The organism is Candidatus Dedyshia acidiphila (assembly GCF_051025295.1).
GTDB lineage: Bacteria > Acidobacteriota > Terriglobia > Terriglobales > Acidobacteriaceae > KBS-83.
In genome coordinates this window covers 1-24,452 of sequence record NZ_JBMGJV010000028.1, presented here as the reverse complement: position 1 = coordinate 24,452, position 24,452 = coordinate 1, and the positions used below count along the sequence as shown (strand labels likewise).

Genomic DNA, 24,452 nt, shown 5'->3' with positions numbered 1-24,452 from the left:
TGACTACTGGGCGCCTCCAGTGAGCTGCGATACAAATTTGCTATGAGCAGCCTGCGGCAAAATACGTGCGATGCAGGCGATCGCGCTCCTCTCATCGTCACGCTGGCTCTGGATGAGGCCGCGCAACGGCACTTCGACCTCATGCGAGAACGTTACTTCCCGCCGGAGCGAAACTTCATCCCGGCGCACCTCAGCCTCTTTCATGCGTTACCCGGGGCCGAAGAAGCAAGCATCCTCGCCACCCTCGGCGAAGCTGCGCGTCAGCCGCCGCTATTGCTGCACGTAACCGGGCTCATGCGGCTCGGCCGAGGTGTTGCCTACGCAATCGACTCCTCGCCGCTGATGAAGCTGCACCGAGGGCTCCAGCAGACCTGGCAGACGTGGCTCACTCCGCAAGACCGGCAGGGAATACGACCGCACATCGTGATCCAGAACAAGGCCGAGCCGCAGGCCGCCCGTGCCTTGTATGCGGAACTCGCGGCCGCCTTTACCCCGTTCTCCTGCACGGGCACGGGGCTGAGGCTGTGGCGCTACCTGGGCGGTCCCTGGGAGGCCGTGCACACCGTTCCGTTTGCCTAGCTTTTAAGGTCTCGGAGATGCCAGACTCGAGCGCCTGCACGTGGCCGTCAACTCTGGTACAAGGGCAGACATGCGGATCTTCCCTGCTCTCCCGATCCTGCTCCTGGCCGGCTCACTGTCCGCGCAGTCGCCGTCCGATTCCCCGGCATTCGCTCGCGCTCACTCGCTGCGCCGCGGCGTCAACGCGAGCATGTGGTTTGCGCAGGCGCACGACTACTCGCCGTCGCGGTTGCGCAGCTACACGACGGCGACGGACATCGCCCTGATGCACCGGATGGGCTTCGATCATGTGAGGCTCAGCATCGATGGAGACGAACTGATGCGCGGTTCGACCGCGAACGCAGTCACTCTGAATGCGCCGTTCGTCGCCGAACTTGATCGGGCGATCAGCACGATGCTCCAGAACCAGTTGCGCGTGATCGTGGATTTGCACCCCAGCGACAGCTTCAAGGAGCGCCTGCGAACCAATGAGACCGAGGCTGCGTGCTTTGCGCAATTGTGGAGGGCGCTGGCTACGCATTTTGCGTCGAGTGATCCTGAACGCGTTCTCTTCGAGGTGCTGAACGAACCTGAGTTCACTGATGCCGCGTCCTGGACGCGGGTCGAGACGCCGGCCATCACAGCCATCCGGCAGGCTGCCCCGCGCCACACCATTATCGCAACCGCCGCCCGCTACTCCGGGTTGACCGACCTGCTCGCGATGGAGCCGGTCGATGATCCGAATGTGATTTACACATTTCACGATTACGAACCGTTCCCGTTCACGCATCAGGGCGCGACATGGACCAGCACGCAGGTGCGCCCGCTTCGGCGCGTTCCGTATCCGTCATCGACAGAAGCGATCGCAGGCAGCCTCTCGCAGGAACCGACGCTGCTCGATCAGCACTGGCTCGATGAGTACGGCCTGAACCACTGGGATGCGGCGCGTATTGATGCCGAGTTGAGCTTCGCGGATCGATGGTCGCATCAGCATCGCGTGCCCGTCTACTGCGGCGAGTTCGGGGTGTACAAGATGTACGCGGACCCGGCAATGCGGGCAGCCTGGCTGCGCGATACACGCACTGCGCTCGAGCATTACGGGATCGGCTGGGCGGTGTGGGACTACCAGGGCAGTTTTGCCGTCATCGAAACGAAAGACGGCCAGAAAGCTCCCGATCCTGCCGTCGCCATTGCTCTTGGACTGCCCGCGCCTTCCGCGGCTGCATCGTCCGCCGCTTCGCTGAATCCAACAACCGGTCGATAGTTCGATAACACCTGATCGAGGAGAGTTTCTATGTCGCAATCCGCAGAGAGCCTGGAAAGCCTGAAGCACGCGCCCGGTGTGTCCGGCATGATCGAGCCGATTCTGCATCGCTGGAGTCCGCGGGCCTTCGCGGATCGGCCTGTGCCGGCAGAGGATCTGAAGCGTGCCTTCGAAGCAGCGCGTTGGGCTGCCTCCTCGTACAACGAGCAGCCGTGGCGATTTGTTGTGGGGCATCGCGGCGATCCGGTGTACCAGGCAATCTTCGAAAGCCTCATCGGCTTCAACCAAATGTGGGCCAAGTCCGCACCCATCCTGGTGATTTCGGTGGCGCGCAAGCATTTCTCGCACAGCGGCGAAGTGAATCTGCATGCCTGGCACGACGTGGGCGCAGCCTCAGCCAACCTGACGGCGCAACTCACGGCTCTCGGTCTGCATGCGCACTCGATGGCCGGCTTCGATCATGCGAAGGCGAAGCAGAGCCTGCACATCCCGGACGACTTCGACACGGTGGCCGTGATCGCGATCGGCTACCTCGGCAATCCCGACTCGCTGCCGGAGCAGATGCGCACGCAGGAGGTGGCGCCGCGGCAACGCAAGGACCTGAAGGAGATCGTCTTCGGCGAATGGGAGAAGCCAGCCCTGTAGCCCGTGCGCGGCGCCCCCGCGCGCCGCCATTTCAACGGGTTGTTGCGGCTTCGGTTCCCAAGTGGAGCGTGGCCACGGCGGCGCGCGCTGCCCTCACGGTTGCGTCAATCACCTCCGGCGTGTGCGCCGTGCCCAGGAAAGCTGCCTCGAACTGCGAAGGCGGCAGCCACACACCCTGATCGAGCATGGCGCGATGGAAGACACCAAAGCGTGCAGTGTCTGAGGTGGCCGCCGAAGCGAAGTCAACCACCGGCTCGGCGGTGAAGAACCACGTCCACATCGCTCCGACGCGGTTCGTCGTCACCGGCAGGCCGGCCTCGGAGAGCACCGCGCGGACACCCTCCGCGACACCGCGACTGGCTGCTTCGAGCTGCCCGTAAACCTCATCCCGATGCGCCTCAAGATGCGACAGCGTCGCGAAACCCGCGGCCATCGCCAGCGGATTACCACTCAGCGTGCCGGCTTGGTAGACCGGGCCAAGTGGCGCGAGCATCTCCATGATCTCCGCGCGGCCACCGAACGCACCGCAGGGCAGCCCGCCCCCGATGATCTTGCCCAGGCAGGTCAGGTCCGGTCGGATGCCATGGAGCTGCTGCACGCCGCCATGCGCCACGCGGAAGCCGGTCATCACTTCATCAAAGATCAGCACCGCGCCAGCACGCTCGGTGAGTTCGCGAAGACCTTCGAGGTAGCCAGGCTGAGGCGCGACGCAGCCCATGTTGCCGGCCACCGGCTCGAGGATGATGGCGGCAATCTCGTCGGGGCGCGCGGCGAAGGCGGCCTCGACCACGGAAAGATTGTTGTAGGGCAGCGCCAAGGTAAAGTGCGCAATCTCCTCCGGCACGCCGGCCGAGCCTGGAATGCCGAAGGTGGCGACGCCCGAGCCAGCCTTCACCAGTAAGCCGTCGGCATGACCGTGGTAGCAGCCCTCGAATTTGATGATGTACTTGCGGCCGGTGAAGGCGCGGGCGAGCCGGATCGCCGACATCGTCGCCTCTGTGCCGGAGGAGACGAAGCGCAGCCGCTCCATGGAGGGCACCGCACGCACGATGAGTTCAGCCAGGTCGGCTTCGGCGGGCGTGGATGCGCCGAAGCTGGAGGACCGCGTGGCTGACTGCTGGATGGCCTCGACGACGGGAGGATAGGCGTGGCCCAGGATCATCGGCCCCCAGGAGCCGAAGTAGTCTAGATAGCGATTGCCATCGGCGTCCCACAGCGAGGCGCCCTCCGCGCGAACGACAAAGGGCGGATCGCCGCCAACAGCGCGAAACGCGCGAACAGGTGAATCGACGCCTCCAGGCAGAAGACGTTCGGCCCGCTGCTGCAACTGCCGGGAACGAGTGAGGGTACGCATAGCTTCAGTATAGAAACCCGGGATAGATGCGAGTAACGCGAACGTCGCAACGCGCCCATCCGACCAGAGATGGACGGACGCACGTTGCACATCCGGCGCTGCGTTCTTCACAGGGCAGTGCGGGACTGCGGCTCCGGTAAGCTGCTCCTAGACCCCGTGCGCATCGTTCTCACCACGTTCGGCACGCTTGGCGATCTGCATCCGCTGATCGCCATTGCGCTGGAGTTGCGGGCGCGGGGGCATGAGCCGGTGCTGGCCGTACCGGAAATCTTCCGGCCGAAGATCGAGCCGCTCGGGTTGTCGTTCGTCAAGGTCGGACCCACACTGCGCCCGGATGATCCGCAGCAGGTCGCCATGCTAATGGATATTCACAAGGGGACTGAGCGCACGTTGCGCGAGATCCTCTTCCCGGCCATCCGGCAGAGCTATGAAGAACTTCTCGCCGCGGTCACAGCGGATGGTGGCGCGGACCTGCTGCTCGCTGGTGAGCTGACCTACCAGGCGCCTGTCGTGGCGGAGGTTACGGGGGTTCCGTGGGCCAGTTATGTGCTCGCGCCGCTGTCCTTCTTCTCGGCCCACGATGCGCCGGTGCTGCCGCCCTATCCGGCGCTCGCTCGGCTGCAAAGTGCCGTACCGGCCACGGGCCACGCCGTCGCCCGCTTCGCGCGCTGGGTGACCCGGCGCTGGGCGGAGCCGGTGTATCAACTGCGGAGGGAGCTAGGGCTGGACCGCGGAGCCAACGTGCTCTTCGAAGCGAAGCATGCGCCGGACCTGGTGTTGGCGCTCTTCTCGCCACTGCTGGGTCGGCCGCAACCGGACTGGCCGCCTCACACCCAGATCACGGGCTTCGTCTTCTACGACGGCGACGCTGGCAAGCAGGAGCTGCCTGCCGAAGTGGAGCGATTCCTGGCCGCGGGCGAGCCGCCAGTCGTGTTCACATTAGGGTCGGCGGCAGTGCTCGATGCCGGTCCGTTCTACCAGGAGAGTGCTCGTGCCGCGCGCATCGCGGGAGTGAGGGCAGTGTTGCTGATCGGCAACGATCCAAGAAACCGTCCCGGTTTCGAATCGCCCGATCTGTGCCTGGCACCATATGCGCCGTACTCGAAGCTGTTCCCGCGCGCGTCACTCATCGTGCACCAGGGTGGTGTGGGAACTACGGCGCAGGCCATGCATGCCGGCCGGCCTATGCTGGTGATGCCCTATAGTCACGACCAACCCGACAACGCACGACGCATGCGGCGGCTGGGGGTGGCGGGCGTGATCCGCCGACAGGACTACACGGCTGAGCGCGCAGCCCGGCGTATTCGCCGCATCCTGGGCCACCCCCGGTTCGCAGCCAGGGCGGCCGAAGTGGGCGAGCAACTGCGCCACGAGAACGGACTGGCGCACGCCAGCCGTGCGATCGAGGCACTGGCGCGCAAGCACGCGGAGGGCAACACGCCGCCAAAAGTGAGATGAACAGCAACAAGGGCCAAAGAGGTGATGTGCAGATGTCCAAAGTGCAGACAGTCGGCGAACCGACGACGCCGTGCCCGCAGTGCGGGTACGAAGTGAAGGTGACCGAGTCGCTGGCAGCGCCCATGATTGCGGCGGTGGAGCGAAAGTATCAGCAGCAGATGCGAGAGCAGCAGGCCGCCCTTGCCGGGCGCGAGCAGGACGTGGCAGAGCGCGCCGCGGCGCTCGAGCGGCAGGCGGCGGAGGCGGAACGCCGCATAGCGGAGCAGCTGCGGACGCGGCTCGACGCAGAGCGCCGGCAGCTTATCGCGACCGAAGCGGAGCGGGCGCGCCAGAATGTCGCCGCCGACCTGGATCGGCAGTCGCGCGAGCTGAAAGAGCAGCAGCAGCGGCTACAGACCATGGACCAGAAGCTCCGTGCCGCACAGGAGCAGGAGGCTGACTTCCTGCGCCGGCAGCGTGCACTTGAGGACGAGCGCCGCGAGCTAAAGCTGCAGGTGGAGCGCCAGGTACAGCAGGAGCTCGAGGTGGTCCGGCAGCGCGCGCGGCAGGAAACAGAAGAGCAGATGCGCCTCAAGGTGCAGGACAAAGACGAAGCCATCCAGGGCCTGCGCCGGCAGATTGACGAGCTAAAGCGGAAGGCGGAGCAGGGCTCGCAGCAGGCGCAGGGTGAAGTGCTCGAAGTCCAGACGGAGCAGCTGCTGCGTCAGCGCTTCCCTATGGACGAGATCGTGCCGGTACCGAAAGGCGAGTTCGGGGGCGACCTGCTGCAGACGGTGAAGGATACCGGCGGACAGAGCTGCGGGCAAATTCTGTGGGAGTTCAAGCGCACACGCAACTGGTCCGACGGGTGGCTGCCGAAGCTTCGCGGCGATCAGCGCGCAGCGGGAGCGGAGCTCGCCGTTCTGGTCACCCAGACCATGCCGAAGGAGGTCACTCTCTTTGATCACATGGAAGGTATCTGGGTCAGCAGCCTGGGATGCACGCTGCCCGTTGCCGTGGCGCTGCGACAGGCGCTGATGGAACTTGCGCGGGCGAGGCGCACCAGCCAGGGTGAGCAGACCAAAGCGCAGCAGGTCTACAGCTACCTGACGGGGCCGCAGTTCCGCCATCGCGTGGAAACGATCGCCGAGAAGTTCACTGACATGCGCGCGGACCTCGATGCCGAGCGCAAGTTCATCGAGCGCCAGTGGGCGAAGCGTGAGAAGCAGCTGGAGCTGGTGCTGAAGGCAACGGAGGGGATCAATGGTGACCTGCAGGCGATTGCAGGCCGGACCGTGGACGCCATCGACGCACTCGAACCACAACTGAAGCTACTCCCTGAGGAAAACGCCTAGGCAACCTGACCTGCGCATCAGGATTGGGTCAGGGGAGAGACAACACCCTCCCAAACGGCGCTGCATCTCACGGCCCAATGTCTGTCCCGCGCCCCTGGGCCAGTCGCCGATTCGTGATGAGGCGGCCGTTCAGGAGTGTTTGACAGGGATGGAACGTTTGCCTGCTACGGAAGTCGCAGGGTTGAGGAATATCTTTCGCGCTTGAACGATTGCTACAATACGCCCACTTCCAAAACTGAAATATGTGCGGAAGCGGGCTCTGCTGGCTCGTCTGCAATGCACGTAATCGCTTGCATATGTGCACATGAAACGAACGTGGGAACCGTTTGCCGGCCGGATGCCGGTAACGCGGCTGAGGGGGAGTTATCTCTGCGATGAACGATAAGTCTAAAACGAACGGTTTGCCATCGGCGCGGCCGATCCCAGCCGAGGGCATGGTCGGCTACTACTCGATGGAGATCGCCATCGAGCCCAGCATGCCGACGTACAGCGGCGGTCTTGGGGTGCTGGCAGGCGATACGCTGCGCTCGGCTGCAGATCTCGGCCTGAACCTGGCCGCGGTGACGCTGGCGCATCGCAAGGGCTACTTCAAGCAGGTGCTCGAGCCGAACGGGCAACAGGTGGAGCAGAGTCAGCCGTGGAGTCCCGAAGAGCGGCTCGTGGTGGAAGAGCCGCAGGTGGTGGTCACCATCGAAGGCCGGCCGGTGCAAGTGCGCGCCTGGCGGTACGACCTCGAAGGTGTGACTGGCCACACCATTCCGATCTACATGCTGGATACCGACATCGAGGGCAATTCGCCCGAGGATCGCAAGCTGACTGACTGCCTCTATGGCGGCGACTCGAATTACCGGCTCGCGCAGGAGATTGTGCTCGGCATCGGCGGCTACCGCATGCTCGAGGCATTGGGGCACGACATCAGCGTCTATCACATGAACGAAGGTCACGCTGCGCTGCTGACAATCGCCGCGGTGGAGAAGGCCGTCGCAGGGGCCTCCCTGAGCAGCGCGAGCGACCTCGACCTGGTCCGGGTTCGCCAGCAGTGCGTCTTCACCACGCATACGCCGGTGCCCGCCGGCCACGATCGATTCAGCCTGGAGCAGTCCTATCGCATCCTCGGCACAGAGCCGACACAGCTGATTGAGCGCATCGGTGGCTGTCATGAGGGCATGGTCAACCTGACCTACATCGCGCTTCGCCTGTCGCGCTTTGTCAACGGCGTCGCCATGCAACATGGCAAGGTCAGCCGTGCCATGTTCCCCGAGTACGAGATCACCGCGATCACCAATGGCGTTCATGCCGCAACGTGGACCGCTCCCGCGATGCAGGCCTCGTTCGACAAGCACCTGCCCCGCTGGCGCGAGGACAACATGCACCTGCGCTACGCAATCGACATTCCGGCGGAGGAGATCGCCGCAGCTCACGCCGACGGCAAGCGCATCCTGCTGAGCGAAGTTGAAAAGCGCACCGGTGTGGCCATGCGCGAGGACGTCTTCACGATCGGGTTCGCGCGGCGTGTCGCAACGTACAAACGCGGCGATCTGCTGTTCACCGATGCGCACCGGCTGGCACGGCTCGCCGACGAGCATGGCGGCCTTCAGATCCTCTACGGCGGCAAGGCTCATCCCGCGGATGAGCCGGGCAAGAGCATCATTCGGCACATCTTTGCCGCGGCGCAGGAGCTTGCGTCCGAGCACCTCAGCATCCTCTACCTGCAGGATTACGAGTGGCGGCTGGGCGCGCTGCTCACCGGCGGCGTTGATCTATGGTTGAACAATCCGCAGCGGCCATACGAGGCGTCCGGCACCAGCGGGATGAAGGCAGCACTGAATGGCGTCCCCAGTCTCAGCGTGCTCGATGGCTGGTGGATTGAGGGCTGCATCGAGGGTGTCACCGGATGGGCGATCGAGGATCGCGACACGCCGGAAGAGGAAGCAGCCAGCCTCTACGGAAAGCTCGAAGAGAAGATCCTGCCCCTCTACTACAAGGACCCGGCCGGCTGGCGAAAGCTGATGCAGACCACGATCGCTATGAACGGATCGTTCTTCAACACGCAGCGCATGCTCGAGCAGTACGTCTCGAACGCCTACTACCCGGAGAAGAAGGCCAGCTACGCGGCGGACGTTCTGGAGCAGTCGTTCGCTCGCTAAGCCTGATCCTGCAACACCAGAGGGCGGCGCTTCGGCGTCGCCTCTCTCATTGCAGTAGCTTGCGTTAGTCGCCGGCCTGCTCGGCCGTGAGCAGGCGATCCTTGTGGCCCGGAATGAACGCAAGACGCAGGCGATCGAAAACCAGGTAGACCACCGGCGTGGTGAACAGCGTCAGCATCTGCGAGACGATCAGGCCGCCCACGATCGTGATGCCGAGCGGGCGGCGCAGTTCGGAACCCGTGCCGGTTCCCAGTGCCAGCGGCAGACCACCCAGGAGCGCGGCCATCGTGGTCATCATGATGGGGCGAAAACGCAGGATGCACGCTTCGTAGATCGCCTCTTCGGGCGAACGGCCATCCACGCGTTCGGCCGAGAGCGCGAAGTCGATCATCATAATGGCGTTCTTCTTCACGATGCCGATCAGCAGGATGATGCCGATCAGCGCGATGACGCTGAGCTCTGTATGCGTCAGCAGCAGCGCCAGTAGCGCGCCGACGCCAGCGGAGGGCAGCGTGGAAAGAATCGTGATCGGGTGCACGAAGCTCTCATAAAGCACACCCAGCACGATGTAGACCGTGCCGAGCGCAAACGCGATCAGCAGCGGCTCACTCGAAAGTGACGACTGGAAGGCCTGCGCGGTGCCGGAGAAGGCCGCCTGCACGGTGCTCGGGAACTGCATCTCCTGCTTGGCCTTTTCAAGCGCCGTAACTGCCTGGCCGAGAGCGATGCCGGGCGCCAGGTTGAAGGTCAGCGTGATGGACGGGTACTGGCCCGAGTGGTTCACCGCGAGTGCCGTGCGACGGCGTTCAAAATGCGAGATCGCGGAGAGCGGAACGTTCGTGCTGTTACTCGAGCGCACGTAGATGTTGTCGAGCGCGTCCGGATCGCGCTGGAACTTGGGGTCGACCTCCATCACGACGTAGTACTGATTCAACCCCGTGTACATGGTCGAAACCTGGCGCTGACCGAAGGCGTCGTAGAGCACGTTGTCGATGGCCTGCGCGGTCACGCCAAGGCGTGCGGCGCTGTCACGGTCAATCACCAGCCGCGCCTCCAGCCCGTTCTCCTGCTGATCCGTTGAGGCGTCCCGTAGCTCCGGCATGGTGCGCATCCTGCCCAGCAGACGCGGCGCCCACGCGTTCAGCTCGTCTAGATTGGGATCCTGCAGGGTGTACTGGTACTGCGCATCGCTGGCTCGTCCACCGACGGAAATTTCCTGCGCTGCCTGCAGGAAGAGCTGCACGCCAGGGATGTGCGAGAGCTTGGGGCGCAGCCGATTGATCACCTGGTCCGCTGTCGCATGACGGTCGCTGAGCGGCTTGAGCGAGACGAACATGCGACCGACATTGGTCGTGGCGCCACCACCGCCGCTGCCCGCAAACGCCATCACGTAATCGACCGCCGGATCCTGCTTGACGATGTTCGCCAGCTGCTCCTGCTTCACTGCCATGGAGGCGAAGGAGATGTCCTGAGATGCGCGCGCCGCGCCACCCATCCGGCCCGCGTCCTGCTGCGGGAAGAAGCCCTTGGGCACGATGATGAACAGATAGATATTCAGCGCGAGCGTCGCAACCGCGATCAGCAGGGTGACGTTCTGGTGGCGCAGCACCCAGCGCAGGCCGCGTTCGTAGGAGGCGAGCAGGCGATTGAACATGCGCTCGCCGAGCAGGTACCACCCGCTGCGCGTGCTCGGGTTGTGTGGCTTCAGGAATCGCGCGCACATCATGGGTGTCGTCGTCAGAGAGACGACCAGCGAGACGGCAATCGCGACCGAGAGCGTGACGGCGAACTCGCGGAAGAGACGGCCCACGATCCCACCCATCAACAGGATGGGGATGAAGACGGCGATGAGCGATGTGCTCATCGAGAGCACGGTAAAGCCGATCTCGCGCGAACCCTTGAGCGCTGCGTCCACCGGTGTCAGGCCCTGCTCTAGATAGCGGGTGATGTTCTCGAGTACGACAATCGCATCGTCGACCACGAAACCAGTGGAGATGGTGAGGGCCATCAGCGAGAGATTGTCGAGCGTGTAGCCGAGCAGGTACATCACGCCAAACGTGCCGACCAGCGAGAGCGGCACGGCGACGCTGGGGATGATGGTCGCCCAAAGATCCCGCAGGAACACAAAGACCACGACGATGACCAGAACGATCGAGATCAACAGCGTGATCTCCACGTCGCGAACCGCGGCACGGATCGTGGTGGTGCGGTCGAGCACGATGCTGGTGTGGATGAGTGGCGAGACCGATGCCTCGAGCGAAGGCAGTGCCGCCTTGACGCGATCGACCGTCTCGATCACGTTCGCGCCGGCAATCTTGAAAATGATGATCAGGACGGCGTCTTTCCCGTTCACCAGGCCCGAGGTGTACAGGTTTGAGCTGGAGTCCACGACTTGCGCGATGTCCTGCAGGCGCACCGCAGCGCCGGTCTGCTGGTTGTAGCCGACGACCAGCGGCGCATAGGCGCTCGCGTGAAAGAGCTGATCGTTGGTCCGAATGTCGCTGATGCGGCGGTTGTTGCGGAAGTAGCCGGTCGCCATGTTCTGGTTGACCGCGCCAAGCGTCGCGCGCAGCGATTCGAGCCCGATGCCGTACGCGCTCAACTGCAGCGGGTTGGCCTCGACACGGACCGCGGGGCTGGCGCCCCCGCCGACGAAGCTCTGACCCACGCCCGGCACCTGCGAGATCTTCTGTTGCAGCACCGAGTCCGCGGCGTCGAACATTTCGGGCCGGCTGAGGACGTTTGAAGTGAGCGCGAGGATCATGATCGGCGCGTCCGCAGGATTCGCTTTATAGAAGTGCGGATTCTGCGGCATGTTCGCCGGCAACTGCGCGCGTGCCCCATTGATCGCGGCCTGCACATCGCGCGCGGCTCCGTTGATGTCGCGACTCAAGTCGAACTGCAGCGTGATGTTCGAGCCGCCGAGCGTGCTCGACGATGTCATTTCTGTCACGCCGGCGATGCGGCCGAACTGGCGTTCCAATGGCGTGGCAAGCGAGGACGCAGCTGTCTCGGGGCTGGCGCCGGGCAGGCTGGCCTGCACGTTGATCGTCGGAAAGTCGACCTCGGGCAGCGATGAGACGGGGAGCAGCGCATACGCGACTGCGCCGGCCAGCAGCAGCGCGAGGCTGAGCAGCGAGGTGCCCACGGGGCGGCGGATGAAGGGTGCGGAGAGATGCATGCGATCGCCCTAGTCCGCCGAGACCGTATGTTCGGTGACCTGCATCGACGCGCGGCGACTACGGGAGAGCCGCTGCGCAAGCCGGTCGAAGTAGATGTAAATCACCGGCGTGGTGTAAAGCGTGAGCGCCTGCGAGACGATCAGGCCACCAACGATGGTGATGCCGAGCGGCTTGCGCAGCTCCGAACCCATGCCGGTGCCAAGTGCGAGAGGCAGGCCCCCGAGCAGCGCTGCCATTGTGGTCATCATGATGGGGCGGAAGCGCAGCAGGCACGCTTCGTAGATCGCCGCCTCAGAGCTCTTGCCGCCCTGCCGCTCTGCCTCGAGCGCGAAGTCGATCATCATGATGGCGTTCTTCTTCACGATGCCAATCAGCAGGATGATCCCGATAATGCCGATCACATTCAGGTCCATGCGGAAGAGCAGCAGCGCAAGGATCGCACCCACGCCTGCCGAGGGCAGCGTCGAGAGAATCGTGACCGGGTGAATGTAGCTCTCATAGAGCACGCCCAGCACGATGTAGACAGTGATCAGTGCGGCGAGGATGAGAATGGGCTCATTGGTGAGCGAGGACTCGAACGCCTTGGCCGTGCCCTGGAAGCTGGCGTTCACCGTCTCCGGCATGTGCAGGTCGTTCTCGACCTGATTGATGATGCGAACCGCGTCGCCGAGCGAGGCGCCCGGAGCCAGGTTGAATGAGATCGTGCTGGCCGGGAACTGTCCCAGGTGATCGATGGATAGCACCGTGTTGGTCGGCTGCACCTTGACGAAGGTGCTCAGCGGGACCTCTGTGCCGGTCGAGGAGGCCACATACAGGCTGCTCAGCTTGCTCGGATCGACCTGGAAGTTCGGCGATACCTCGAGCACCACATGGTACTGATTCAGTTGCGTGTACATCGTCGAGACCTGGCGCTGACCGAACGCGTCATAGAGCACGTTGTCAATCGTGGCCATGCTGACGCCGAGGCGGGACGCCGTGTCGCGATCGACGATGAGGTCGGTCTCGAGCCCCTGGTCCTGCAGATCACTGGCAACGTCGGTGAGCTCCGGATGCTTGCGCAACTCGTCGACCAGGCGCACAGTCCACGTGCGCAGCTCATTCGCGTCCGCGCCTTCGAGTGAGTACTGATACTGCGTGCGGCTCACCACATCCGAAACGGTGAGATCCTGCAGCGGCTGCATGTACAGCGTGATGCCCTGCACATTGCGCACTGAGCTCTGCAGACGCTGGATGATGGCATTCACCCGGTCCGTGCGCTGCGCCAGCGGCTTCAGATTGATCTGGATGCGGCCACTGTTCATCGTTGTGTTCACGCCGTCGACGCCGATGAAGGAGCTGAGGCTGAGCACGTCCGGGTCACGGAGGATGGTATCGGCGAGCCGCTGCTGCCGTTCAGCCAGACTCGCGAACGACACCGATTGCGGCGCCTCGGAAATGCCAAGAATCACGCCCGTGTCTTCGATCGGGAAGAAGCCCTTGGGCACGACGACATACAGGAGCAGCGTCAGAACCAGCGTGCCGATGGTGACCAGCAGAGTGGCGAAACGATGGCGCAGCACGAACTGGAGCGTCTCGCCGTACTTGCGGATCACATACTCGAAGAACTGCTCCGACCGGCGATAAAAGACGTTCTGCTGCGCGGCCGGCTTATGACGCAGCAGCTTGGCGCACATCATCGGCGTCAGCGTCAGAGAGACGACGGCCGAGACCAGGATGGTGACCGCGAGCGTGATGGCAAACTCCCGGAAGAGCCGGCCCACGACGTCGCCCATGAAGAGCAGCGGGATCAGCACCGCGATCAACGAAACGGTGAGCGAGACGATGGTGAAGCCAATCTGCTCGGATCCCCTGAGCGCCGCCACGAGTGGCTGCTCGCCCTCCTCGATGTAGCGCGTGATGTTCTCGATCATCACGATGGCGTCGTCGACGACGAAGCCGGTCGAGATCGTGAGTGCCATCAGGGTGAGGTTATTCAGGCTGTACCCGAGCAGGTACATGATGCCGAAGGTGCCGACCAGCGAGAGCGGCACGGCCACGCTGGGGATGATGGTCGCGGCCACGCTGCGCAGGAACAGGAAGATCACCATCACGACCAGCGCAATGGTGAGCATCAGTTCGAACTGCACGTCCTCGACAGAGGAGCGGATGGTCTCCGTGCGATCGGTGAGCACCTGCACGTGGATCGACACCGGCAGGGTGTTCTGCAACTGCGGCAGGATCTTGCGAATGCGATCGACGACTGCGATGATGTTGGCGCCCGGCTGCCGCTGCACGTTGACGATCACGGCAGGCTGGCGATTCATCCAGGCCGCCTGCATCGTGTTCTCCGCGCCATCGATGATGTCCGCCACATCCGACATGCGCACCGGTGCGCCATTGCGGTAGGCCACGATCACCGGCCGGTACTCGGCGGAGGTGAGCAGCTGATCGTTCGCGCCGATCGTGTAGGCCTGACGCGTGCCGTTCAGGCTACCCTTCGCGGTGTTCACGTTGGCTGCGGCGACGGCGGTGCGCAGGTCTTCAAGGCTGATGCCGTATGCGGCGAGCTGAGCCGGGTTCGCCTGGATGCGGACGGCCGGCTTTTGTCCGCCGGCGATCGAGACGAGTCCTACGCCCGGTACCTGCGAGATCTTCTGCGCCAGGTTGCTGTCGGCCAGATCTTCCACCCGCGTCAGCGGCATCGTCTCCGACGTCAGCGCGAGCGTCATGACCGGCTGGTCGGCCGGGTTCACCTTGTTGTAAATCGGCGGGTTGGGCAGCCCCTGCGGCAGGAAGGTCTGCGCAGCGTTGATGCCGGCCTGCACCTCCTGCTCGGCAACATCGATGTCTTCGTCGAGATTGAACTGCAGCGTGATGACCGAGCCGCCCTGCGAACTGGTCGAGGTCATCTGGTTCAGCCCCGGCATCTGGCCGAACTGGCGCTCGAGCGGCGCTGTCACCGCGGACGACATCACATCGGGGCTGGCGCCGGGATAGAACGTGACGACCTGAATAATCGGGTAATCGACCTCCGGCAGCGCCGACACCGGCAGTTGCCGGTACGCGACAAAGCCGGCCAGCAGGATGGCCACCATCAGGAGCGAGGTGGCCACGGGTCGAAGGATAAAGATGCGAGAAGGACTCACGAGGGACCTAGCTGCTGTTGTTGCGGCGGCGGCTGGCCGCTGTTCGTGCGCCGCGCCATCGAGGTGACGACCTTGTTGCCGTTCTGGAGCTTGTCTGCGCCATCCACCACGACCAGATCGCCAGGGGCAACGCCGCTCTTGAGCACCACAATCGAGCCCTCGGTGGTGTCAACCACAACGGGCTGCATCTGCGCGGTGCCGCTGGGGCCTGCCTGCGCACGCTGCGGACCGTCCTGCGTGCCCGTCGTCGCAGCGGGCTGCCCGGAACCCCGGGTCTGGCGGCCGCCACTCGGTGCATCCGACGCATCGGTGCTCGCCGAGCTCGGCTGCGCGCCTGTCGAGCCGGGCTTCACTAACCACACGAAGTCGCCCTCCGTGCCGTGCTGGACGGCCGCCGCAGGCACCAGGATGGCGTTGTTGCGCTGCTCGAGCACGAGGTGAACGTTGACGAACTGGTTCGGGAAAAGACCCTCATCCTGGTTGGCAAAGACCGCCTTCAGCTTGTCCGTGCCTGTAGTCACGTCGATCTGGTTGTCGGCGGCCATCAACTGGCCGCTCTCGAGCTGGTGCGTGTCGGAGCGGTCATAGGCGATCGCGTCCATGTGGTGGTCGGAGCGCAGCTTGCCGAGCACGCGCTGCAGAGCATCCTCCGGCAGCGTGAAGTAGACCGCGATGGGCCGGAACTGGTTGATCACGAGCGCCTGCGTCGTGTTTGCGGTGATCAGGTTGCCGGGATCGACCTGGCGGAGCCCGACCTTGCCGTCGATCGGCGACTTGATGTGGCAGTAGGTCACGTTCAGCTCAGCTGATTCGATCGAGGCCTCGTCTGCCTTGATCGCACCCTGGAACTGGCCCAGGTTGGATTGGTAGGTATCGAGCTGCTCCCTGGAAACCACGCCCTGGTCGTACAGGGCCTTGTAGCGGTTGAACTCCGCCTGGTTGTTCTGCAGCTGAGCCTGGTCGCGTGCCAGCTGGCCGCGTGCCTGATCGAGCGTCGCCTGGTAGGGGCGCGGATCGATCGTCATCAGCTCTTCGCCCTTGTGCACGTCCTGGCCCTCGTGGAAGTTAACGCGCAGCAACTCGCCGGTCACGCGAGGGGTGATCTTGACGCTGTAATACGGCGTGATGGTCCCGAGTCCCGTGAGATAGATCGGGACCGTGCGCTGCTGCACCGCAACCACCTGGACCGGAATCGCCATGTTCGCCATCGCCTGCTGGCGACGGGCCGCGGTGGCCTGCTCCTCACGCTTCGCCGTAACGGTGCGCCAGGTGATAAGACCAGCCAGCGAGAGCAGCACGAGCAGCACCACCCAGCGGACCCAGCCGCCACGGCGTGGTTCCTCCGGCGGGCTGCCGGCGGGCGGCTCACCACCTGGAACACGGTACGCATAAGTGGAGGTGGGAGCCTGTTCAACTGGAGCAGCAGGTGACATGAGCAGTCTTCTTTCCGTTGTGCCGTCTGAGGCTCGATGCGATAGGTCCGAAGCTCGAACCCTGGCGTCGGCCTGCTTTCGAACCAGCGTGTCATCCCGAGTGCGGGCGGGGTGCCGGCCTTGTGCTAGGAGACGGACAGGAACGAGCTTTGGTTTCTCGCACAAGAGTAAATCTTTTCCAGCATTTCCCAGGATGCCAGAGCCCCTCTTCTGTTCTTTGACCCGGCGATGTGGAACACGCATGCGGGTCACTCGAACTTAGGCCGCCTGCGGCTGACGTGGGAGTTTCTGCATCGGTCCGGCAGCATCTCACATCTACCTAAGCAGCGCTCAAGCTGAGCAGGAGAATCGCCGGCTTCGAGACACGCTCCGCCGCTGCGGCTGAGCGACACTCGTCACCAGGGCAAGTCAGCAGGCGAAGGGGAGCCGCTCCGTGCGGTCCGGGTGAACCCGGTTCTCTTTGTACACTGGGGGCATCCGCCCCACTATGTTGCACTCCCCTCCGTTCCGGCTCGCGCGGACAGGGAGAGCGGGCCGGCATCAGTCCGGTTTACAGGAAGTCCGAAAACACTATGTGGATTGTTCGTCTCGCGCTTCGACGGCCGTATACGTTTGCCGTCCTTGCGCTGCTTTTGCTCATCGTCGGACCGCTTTCGATCCTGAATACGCCGGTCGATATCTTCCCTAATATCGACATCCCCGTGGTGAGCATTATCTGGAATTACCAGGGGCTCTCCGCCGAGCAGATGTCGGAGCGCATCATCACCATCACCGAGCGCGCCCTGACGACGACGGTCGACAACATCGACCACATCGAGTCGAACTCGCTGAACGGCGTCGCGGTCGTCAAGCTCTACTTCCAGCCACAGGTGAACCTGTCGATGGCAATCGCGCAGGTCACGGCTGTCTCGCAGACGCAATTGCGCCAATTGCCCGCGGGCACGACACCGCCGCTGATCATCGATTACAGCGCGTCGAGCGTACCGATCCTGCAGCTCGGCGTCTCGGGTGAAGGGCTGACCGAACAACAACTCAATGACATCAGTCTCAACTTCGTTCGCACGCAGCTCGTCACCGTGCGTGGCGCTGCCGTCCCCTACCCTTACGGCGGCAAGCAGCGCCAGGTGCAGGTGGATCTCGACCTGAAGCAGCTGCAGGCCAAAGGGCTGTCCCCAAGCGACGTCTCGAACACGATCGCCAACCAGAACCTGATCCTGCCTTCGGGCACCGTCAAAGTGGGCGCCTACGAATATCAGGTGGAGACGAACAGTGCGCCGACCACGATCGATGGCTTGAACGATCTGCCCATCCGTCAGGTGAACGGCGCCACCGTTTACATCCGCGATGTGGCGCATGTGCGGGACGGCTTTCCGCCGCAGACCAACATCGTGCGCGTGGATGGCCAGCGCGCCGCCCTGCTCACCATCCAGAAGAACGGCAACGCCTCCACGCTGGACATCATCAAGGGCATCTACGGCAAGCTGCCCGGCATCAAGGCCGCGCTGCCTCCACAGTTGCGCCTGACACCGCTCTCCGATCAATCGATCTTCGTCAAAGGCGCGATCACCGGCGTTGTCCGCGAGGCAATCATCGCCTTCTGCCTCACCGGCTTCATGATCCTGGTCTTCCTCGGCAGCTGGCGCTCGACCCTGATCATCGCCGTTTCGATTCCGCTCTCCATCCTCGTCTCGCTGATCCTGCTGAGCGCGCTCGGCGAGACCATCAACATCATGACGCTGGGCGGACTGGCGCTTGCCGTTGGCATCTTGGTCGATGACGCCACGGTCGAGATCGAGAACGTCAATCGCAACCTCGAAGAAGGCAAGGAGATCGAGCAGGCCATCTTTGACGGCGCCGCGCAGATCGCGATTCCGGCCTTTGTCTCGACACTGTCGATCTGCATCGTGTTCGTGCCGATGTTCTTTCTCGGCGGCGTTGCAAAGTATCTCTTTGTCCCGCTCGCTGAGTCCGTCGTCTTCGCCATGCTCGCCTCGTACTTCCTGTCGCGCACGGTCGTGCCGACAATGGCGAAGTATCTACTGCAAGCGCACGACCCGGAGCAGGAAGAGCGCAAGCAGCAGAGCCGGAACCCGTTCGTGCGCTTCCAGCTTGGGTTCGAGCATCGCTTCGAGCAGCTTCGCGGCTTCTATCACGGACTGCTCGGGCTCGCCGTCGCACGGAGCACCGTCTTCCTGATCCTGTTCGTGATCTTCTGCCTCGGCTCGTTCGCGCTGCTCTACCCGTGGCTGGGTCAGGACTTCTTCCCCTCCGTCGATGCGGGGCAGTTCAAGCTGCATGTGCGGGCACGAACCGGCACACGCATCGAGGAGATGGCGCGCCTGTGCGACGAGGTGGATGGCGCGATCCGCCGCGAAGTCCCGCGCCGCGAAATCGTCACTATCATTGACAACATTGGCGTTCCCTACTCCGGCCTGAACCTCTCCTACAGCAACTCGGGCGTGGTGGGCACGGCCGACGCGGACATCACGGTCTCGCTCTCGAAGGATCACCACTCGACCGACCGGTACGTGCAGGACCTGCGCGGCAAGCTGGCAGAACAGTTCCCTGGCGTCACGTTCTACAGCCTGCCCGTCGACATCACCACGCAGATCCTGAACTTCGGTCTGCCGGCGCCGCTCGACGTCCAGGTGATCGGCCCAAACCAGAGCGCGAACCACGCCTTTGCCGAGCGCCTGCTGAATGAGATCAAGTACGTGCCTGGGACGGCAGACCTGCGCATCCAGCAGCCCATCAACCAGCCGCGCATGTTCGTTGACGTGGACCGCTCACGCGCGCAGGACATCGGGCTGACGCAGCGCGATGTGGCGGGTTCACTACTGGTGGCGCTCAGCGGATCGTTCCAGACCCAGCCCACCTATTGGCTGAATCCTAAGAACGGCGTTAGTTACAATATCGCAACGCAGACCCCGCAGTATGCGCTGGACACACTGAACGATCTGCAGAACATCCCGCTCACCCCGGCCAGCAATGCCGCTGGCAACACCGGCCCCAGCGTCTTCGCGCCGGCCGCACAGATGGGTGGCAAGCCGGTGCAGATCCTCGGCAACCTGTCATCGATCACGCGCGGCGAACAGCTTGCCACCGTGACCCACTACAACATTCAGCCCGTAGTCGATATTTACGGCAATGTGGAGCGCGCTGACCTGCGCAGCGTCTCGGACCGGATCAACAAGATTCTTGCTGCGCACCACAAGGAACTGCCCAGCGGCTCGCGCCTGGTGGTGCGTGGCCAGGTGCAGACGATGAACTCGTCGTTCCTTGGCCTGATCGGCGGCCTGCTCTTTTCAATCCTGCTGGTCTACCTGCTGATCGTCGTCAACTTCCAGTCATGGCTCGATCCGTTCATCATCATCGCCGCATTGCCTGCCGCGCTGGCCGGCATCGTGTGGATGCTCTTTCTTACCGGCACACACATCAGCGTGCCCGCGCTGACCGGCTCCATCATGTGTATGGGCGTCGCGACGGCCAACTCCATCCTCGTGGTCTCGTTCGCCCGCGAGCAGATGGAGAGCAATGGTGGTGACGCACTCCGCGCCGCACTGGATGCCGGGTTCACTCGCTTCCGTCCGGTCTTGATGACGGCGCTGGCGATGATCATCGGCATGGTGCCGATGGCGCTCGGCCTGGGCGACGGCGGCGAACAGAATGCGCCACTCGGCCGCGCTGTCATCGGAGGTCTTCTTTTCGCCACGGCGGCAACACTCTTCTTTGTTCCCACCTTCTTCAGCGTCGTGCACGGTGCGCTTGAGCGTCGCCGGCAGAACGCGGGTCGGAACGGCAACAAAACCGGCAATACCGGGAGCTTCGAGGATCATGAACCAGCCTGATCGTAATTCCGAGACGAACCCGCCGCGCGCGGAGACTGCGCCCGCTCAAGTCTCCGCGCGCGCTGCGCTCACCTTTCTTGCGATCGTGCTGGTCGCCGGCATCGTGATCGTGGTGGTCGGCATCATCCAGCGCAAGCATGCCGGCACCACACTCGCCGCAGAGACAAGCGCGCTGGCTGCGCCCGATGTGCTGCTCGCAAAAGCGCAGAACGGCTCGCCCAACGCGGAAATTGTGCTGCCCGGCAACATCTACGCGTTCGAAGATGCGCCGATCTACGCGCGCACCAACGGCTATCTCCGCCGCTGGAACTTCGACATCGGCGCGCATGTACGCAAGGGACAGCTGCTGGCCGAGATCAGCTCGCCCGAAGTCGACCAGCAGCTTCTGCAGGCACGCGCCGATCTGGCGACCGCAGAGTCGAACGCCAGCCTCGCAAAGACCACGGCCAGGCGCTACCAGGACCTGCTCGGCTCGGACGCCGTGTCGCGACAGGAGACGGAGAACTTCACCACGCAGGCGCAGTCCAGCAACACCACGGTTCGTGCGCAGCAGGCAAACGTGCAGCGGCTGGAGCAACTGGCCGGATTCGAACATATCTATGCCCCATTCGATGGTGTCATCACCTCGCGCAGCATCGACATCGGGCAACTCATCGACGCCGGCGCAGCACGGGAACTGTTCCACATGGCCTCCACAAACGTGCTCCGCGTGTACGTGAATGTGCCGCAACTCTACTCGCGGGATGCACTGCCGGGCGTGAACGCGCAGCTTACGTTCGCAGAGTACCCGGGGCGCACCTTCGAAGGCAGGCTGGTCCGCACGGCGAAGTCGATTGACCTGACCTCGCGCACCTTGCTGGTCGAAATCGATGTGCCAAACGCCAAGGGCGAGCTGACTCCCGGCGCCTACACGGAGGTTCACCTGAAGGTAGGCCGCCCCGTGGCAACAGCAGTGATTCCCGTCTCGGCGCTGCTCTTCCGCAGCGAAGGGCTGCGCGTGGTCACGGTCGATCACACCGCGAACGGCGACATCGCGAAGCTGCTGCCAATCGTGCTCGGGCACGACGACGGCGATACGGTGCAGGTGGTCAGCGGCCTCGAACCAGATACCATGATTGTGACGAATCCTCCGGACTCGGTGATCGAAGGCGAGAAGCTGCACGTCATCCAGCCGGGACAGAATCGAGCGGAGCAGGGACAGTGAGGACAGCAACAAGAACAAGCATTCGCCGGCTGATGCTTGCGGGCATGGCGCTAACCATCGCCGCGGCGCTTGGCGGCTGCAAGGTGGGCCCGAATTACAAGACGCCGGATGCGGCGATGGCTCCGTCCTACAAGGAGGAGCCCGGCGTGTCTATACCCAGCGTGCCGCCGCCGAACGCACCCGGCGTGGGCTGGAAACAGGCGCAGCCCGGAGACGATCGCGTCCGCGGCAAGTGGTGGGAGGCCTACGGCGACCCGCAGCTCAACACGCTCGAAGATCGCGTGACGATCTCCAACCAGACCCTCAAAGCCTCTCTGGCCCAGTACACCGAAGCCTTGGCTGCAATCCGCTACTACCGGGCCAACTACTATCCACAGGTTGCGCTCACGCCGCAGTACACGCGCACGCGCCAGTCGAACAATCGTCCTATCGGCGTGCCGACCAGCGGCAATCCGTACAGCGATTACGTCGTCGCCGGACAGGCAAGCTGGGAGCCCGACCTGTGGGGCGACATTCGTCGCTCCGTGCAGCAGGCGCGCGATGTAGCCCAGGCCTCCGCCGCGGAGCTGGCAAATGCCGACCTGAGCATCCGCTCGGAGCTGGCGCTCGACTACTTCGAGTTGCGCGGCCTCGACACGCAGAAGCAACTGCTCGACGACACGATCGCGCAATACGATCACTACCTGCAGCTGACACAGACACGATTCCGTGGCGGTGTCGCGAGCGAATCGGATGTGGCCCTGGCGCAGACGCAGCTCGACCAGACACGCGCCCAGGATGTGGATGTGAGCATCGCGCGCACGCAGTATGAGCACGCCATCGCGACACTCACCGGGCAGCCGGCATCCGCCTTCGCTTTGCCGCCAGCGCCACTCACGTTGGCGCTGCCTAGCTTCCCTGTCGGCGTGCCTTCGGAGCTGCTGGAACGCCGCCCTGACGTTGCCGCGGCCGAGCGCCGAGCGGCGCAGGCGAATGAGCAGATCGGCATCGACATCGCCGCATACTATCCGAGGCTTAACCTCATCGGGACCGGCGGCGTGGAATCGAAACGCCCGGGCATCCTCTTCCAGGGGCCCAGTGCGCTGTGGTCGCTCGGTGGCTCGGCGACGCAGATTCTGTTCGACGCAGGCCGTCGTCGCGCATTGAGCGATCAGGCGCGCGCAGCCTACGACCTGCAGGTCGCGAACTACCGGCAGACCGTGCTGCAGTCCTTCCAGGATGTCGAGGATCAGCTCTCGTCACTGACCATTCTGAACCAGGAGGCAGCGCAGCAGGCCCGCACTGTTGCTGACGCGCAGCGCTCGCTCCAAATCTCGACGAATCGCTACAAGGGCGGGCTGACCACGTCGCTTGAGGTCATCACGGCGCAGGCAATCGAACTCACCAATCGACGCACGGCGGCGGACATCACCACGCGACAGTTTTCTGCGAGCGTGCAGCTGGTCAAGTCACTGGGCGGAGGTTGGGATCGCACACAGCTTCCGCAGCACCCTTAAGGTTGCTAGTCGGTTGCTGGCGCGGCGATCGGATGCAGCGGAAGCGGATCGCCGGCAAACACCGGCTGCGCACTATTCGCGCCCACGGCATACAGCACGAATCGGCGATCAGTCGTGTTGCGCTGCTCGAACAGCAGGTGCGCGCGTCCGTCGCCGCGCGGGTCCACCGCATCCACGAGCCTCATCTGCGGCGTGACGTCAAGATGCTGATCATCCGTAATCGAGTGCCACACTACCTGGATCTTGCCGTAGATATCCTGCTGTGCGATCAGCGCAATCGATCGCGTGGTCCCGGTCTCACGCGCAGTCAGCACCAGTGTTGCGCCGCTTCCGTTGGTGAGCGCGAACGCGTGAAACGTCACATCCGTGAGCGCCGAAATCGCCTTGTCTGCCGGCCTCACGCGCGCAGAGCGCGGCGTCGTGTGGTGTGCAGTATGACCTGCTCCGGCGGGCGTTCTGACTGCGGCGGGCTTGGGCGTGGCTGGTGAGCCGGACGCCGCTGGCGCGGCCGCCAACAACTGCGCAGCCTGCGCTTCGAGTTCCTTCTGCGCGTTCGCGGCATCGCCGGCGCTCGCCCAGTCATAGGCCCAGGTCTGCGGCGCCACCTTGTCAGCATCCGAGACGGCGACACGCTGATTCATATCCACGGGCGTGATCTCGAGCGGCTTCGCTTCATCTTTCAGATCAGCTGGCACGCCGTGTCCCAGGTGCGGGCGCTCGGGGTCGGGCGCTGCGCTTGGCGTTTCGGCCGGTGCTGCGGACGCGGTCTCGGCCGGCCGCTCTTCATCCGGACGGCGGCGCAGCTTTGGACGATCCGGATCGACCGGAGCAGAGGACGCCTGGGATGCCTGCGGCTGAGGCGTCGCGCTCGCGGTACCGGGCGTTGCCGGCGTCTGGTCTCGGCGCACGAAGTGCGGGCGATCGTCGGCTGGCGCCTTGTCATGCACCACCGTCGGGGGATCCTTCGAGGGGTGGAGCTTCTTCGGCGGAGGCGCGATGTAAGGCTTCAGATCGCCGACACCGAACCAGTCCGTGCCGATCTGCCGTGCGCTATTCACGTCGTACCAGCCCTGCGGCACACCGGAGCTCTCCACCTCGTACTCCGTCCCGCTGTCGAGCGCGAGCGGCACGGGCCGCGCCAGATACAGGCCACCGTCTTCGAGCCGCTCTCCATCGAACAGCGACACCGGAACCAGGCGCGTCGCCGCCGGATGCTTCGGATCGCCAGTCGTTTCCAGGACAGCGACCGAGCGCAGGCTCGACGTTGCAGCCTTCTTCTCCGTATCGACGCGGCCGGGATATTGCGCAAGCGCGGCACTGCTCGCGATTGCGAACGAGGCTACCGTCAGAAGCAAACCAGATTTCATTCACTACTCCTTCAGGCGGCCACTGCCACTTACCATG

The 24,452-nt window shown here is 63.9% G+C and carries 14 protein-coding genes; 9 read left to right on the top strand and 5 right to left on the bottom strand.

Annotation, left to right across the window (positions count from 1 at the left end; all coding sequences use genetic code 11):
* Window positions 1-42: 42 nt before the first annotated feature.
* From AC5IJH_RS12380 to AC5IJH_RS12370, 3 genes are all read left to right on the top strand, one after another.
* Window positions 43-579: a 2'-5' RNA ligase family protein gene (locus AC5IJH_RS12380; protein WP_491903136.1), complete on the top strand. Its 537-nt coding sequence runs from the start codon at window positions 43-45 to the stop codon at window positions 577-579.
* A gap of 70 nt (window positions 580-649) precedes the next feature.
* Window positions 650-1,822: a glycoside hydrolase family 5 protein gene (locus AC5IJH_RS12375; RefSeq protein ID WP_491903135.1), complete on the top strand. Its 1,173-nt coding sequence runs from the start codon at window positions 650-652 to the stop codon at window positions 1,820-1,822.
* 30 nt (window positions 1,823-1,852) lie between these two features.
* Entirely contained in the window at window positions 1,853-2,467 is a 615-nt protein-coding gene (locus AC5IJH_RS12370; protein ID WP_491903134.1) for a nitroreductase family protein, read from the top strand.
* A 31-nt stretch (window positions 2,468-2,498) separates the two neighbouring features.
* Here the strand turns inward: AC5IJH_RS12370 and hemL are convergent, their stop codons facing one another.
* Window positions 2,499-3,821, bottom strand: a complete 1,323-nt coding sequence (gene hemL, locus AC5IJH_RS12365; protein ID WP_491903133.1) for a glutamate-1-semialdehyde 2,1-aminomutase — start codon at window positions 3,819-3,821, stop codon at window positions 2,499-2,501.
* 156 nt (window positions 3,822-3,977) lie between these two features.
* Here hemL and AC5IJH_RS12360 point away from each other — a divergent pair, with 156 nt between their 5' ends.
* From AC5IJH_RS12360 to glgP, 3 genes are all read left to right on the top strand, one after another.
* Window positions 3,978-5,279 (top strand): glycosyltransferase, encoded by a 1,302-nt coding sequence (locus AC5IJH_RS12360; protein ID WP_491903132.1) that lies wholly within the window; start codon window positions 3,978-3,980, stop codon window positions 5,277-5,279.
* 32 nt (window positions 5,280-5,311) lie between these two features.
* Window positions 5,312-6,613: a DUF2130 domain-containing protein gene (locus tag AC5IJH_RS12355; protein ID WP_491903131.1), complete on the top strand. Its 1,302-nt coding sequence runs from the start codon at window positions 5,312-5,314 to the stop codon at window positions 6,611-6,613.
* Window positions 6,614-6,987: 374 nt separating this feature from the next.
* The gene (glgP, locus tag AC5IJH_RS12350; RefSeq protein ID WP_491903130.1) at window positions 6,988-8,760 is read left to right on the top strand and encodes an alpha-glucan family phosphorylase; all 1,773 of its coding nucleotides are present in this window, start codon (window positions 6,988-6,990) and stop codon (window positions 8,758-8,760) included.
* Between the two features lie 64 nt (window positions 8,761-8,824).
* On the opposite strand, the gene AC5IJH_RS12345 is transcribed toward glgP, so the two are convergent.
* From AC5IJH_RS12345 to AC5IJH_RS12335, 3 genes are read right to left on the bottom strand one after another with little or no spacing between them, the layout of a single operon-like run.
* Window positions 8,825-11,941 (bottom strand): multidrug efflux RND transporter permease subunit, encoded by a 3,117-nt coding sequence (locus AC5IJH_RS12345; RefSeq protein WP_491903129.1) that lies wholly within the window; start codon window positions 11,939-11,941, stop codon window positions 8,825-8,827.
* 9 nt (window positions 11,942-11,950) lie between these two features.
* Window positions 11,951-15,067: an MdtB/MuxB family multidrug efflux RND transporter permease subunit gene (locus tag AC5IJH_RS12340; RefSeq protein ID WP_491903128.1), complete on the bottom strand. Its 3,117-nt coding sequence runs from the start codon at window positions 15,065-15,067 to the stop codon at window positions 11,951-11,953.
* The gene (locus AC5IJH_RS12335) at window positions 15,064-16,500 is read right to left on the bottom strand and encodes an efflux RND transporter periplasmic adaptor subunit (protein WP_491903127.1); all 1,437 of its coding nucleotides are present in this window, start codon (window positions 16,498-16,500) and stop codon (window positions 15,064-15,066) included. Before AC5IJH_RS12335 ends, AC5IJH_RS12340 begins: the two co-directional genes overlap by 4 nt.
* A 572-nt stretch (window positions 16,501-17,072) precedes the next feature.
* On the opposite strand from AC5IJH_RS12335, the gene AC5IJH_RS12330 reads away from it, so the two are divergent.
* The 3 genes from AC5IJH_RS12330 to AC5IJH_RS12320 are packed head-to-tail and all read left to right on the top strand — an operon-like array spanning window position 17,073 to window position 23,048.
* The gene (locus tag AC5IJH_RS12330) at window positions 17,073-20,348 is read left to right on the top strand and encodes an efflux RND transporter permease subunit (protein ID WP_491903126.1); all 3,276 of its coding nucleotides are present in this window, start codon (window positions 17,073-17,075) and stop codon (window positions 20,346-20,348) included.
* Window positions 20,335-21,552 (top strand): efflux RND transporter periplasmic adaptor subunit, encoded by a 1,218-nt coding sequence (locus tag AC5IJH_RS12325; protein ID WP_491903125.1) that lies wholly within the window; start codon window positions 20,335-20,337, stop codon window positions 21,550-21,552. The genes AC5IJH_RS12330 and AC5IJH_RS12325 overlap by 14 nt, the downstream gene beginning before the upstream one ends.
* Before the next feature lie 44 nt (window positions 21,553-21,596).
* Window positions 21,597-23,048, top strand: a complete 1,452-nt coding sequence (locus AC5IJH_RS12320) for an efflux transporter outer membrane subunit (RefSeq protein WP_491903124.1) — start codon at window positions 21,597-21,599, stop codon at window positions 23,046-23,048.
* A gap of 5 nt (window positions 23,049-23,053) precedes the next feature.
* Here AC5IJH_RS12320 and AC5IJH_RS12315 read toward each other — a convergent pair whose 3' ends face one another.
* Window positions 23,054-24,415 carry a hypothetical protein gene (locus AC5IJH_RS12315; protein WP_491903123.1) on the bottom strand — a complete coding sequence of 454 codons (1,362 nt, stop codon included), beginning with the start codon at window positions 24,413-24,415 and terminating at the stop codon, window positions 23,054-23,056.
* Between the last annotated feature and the right edge of the window lie 37 nt (window positions 24,416-24,452).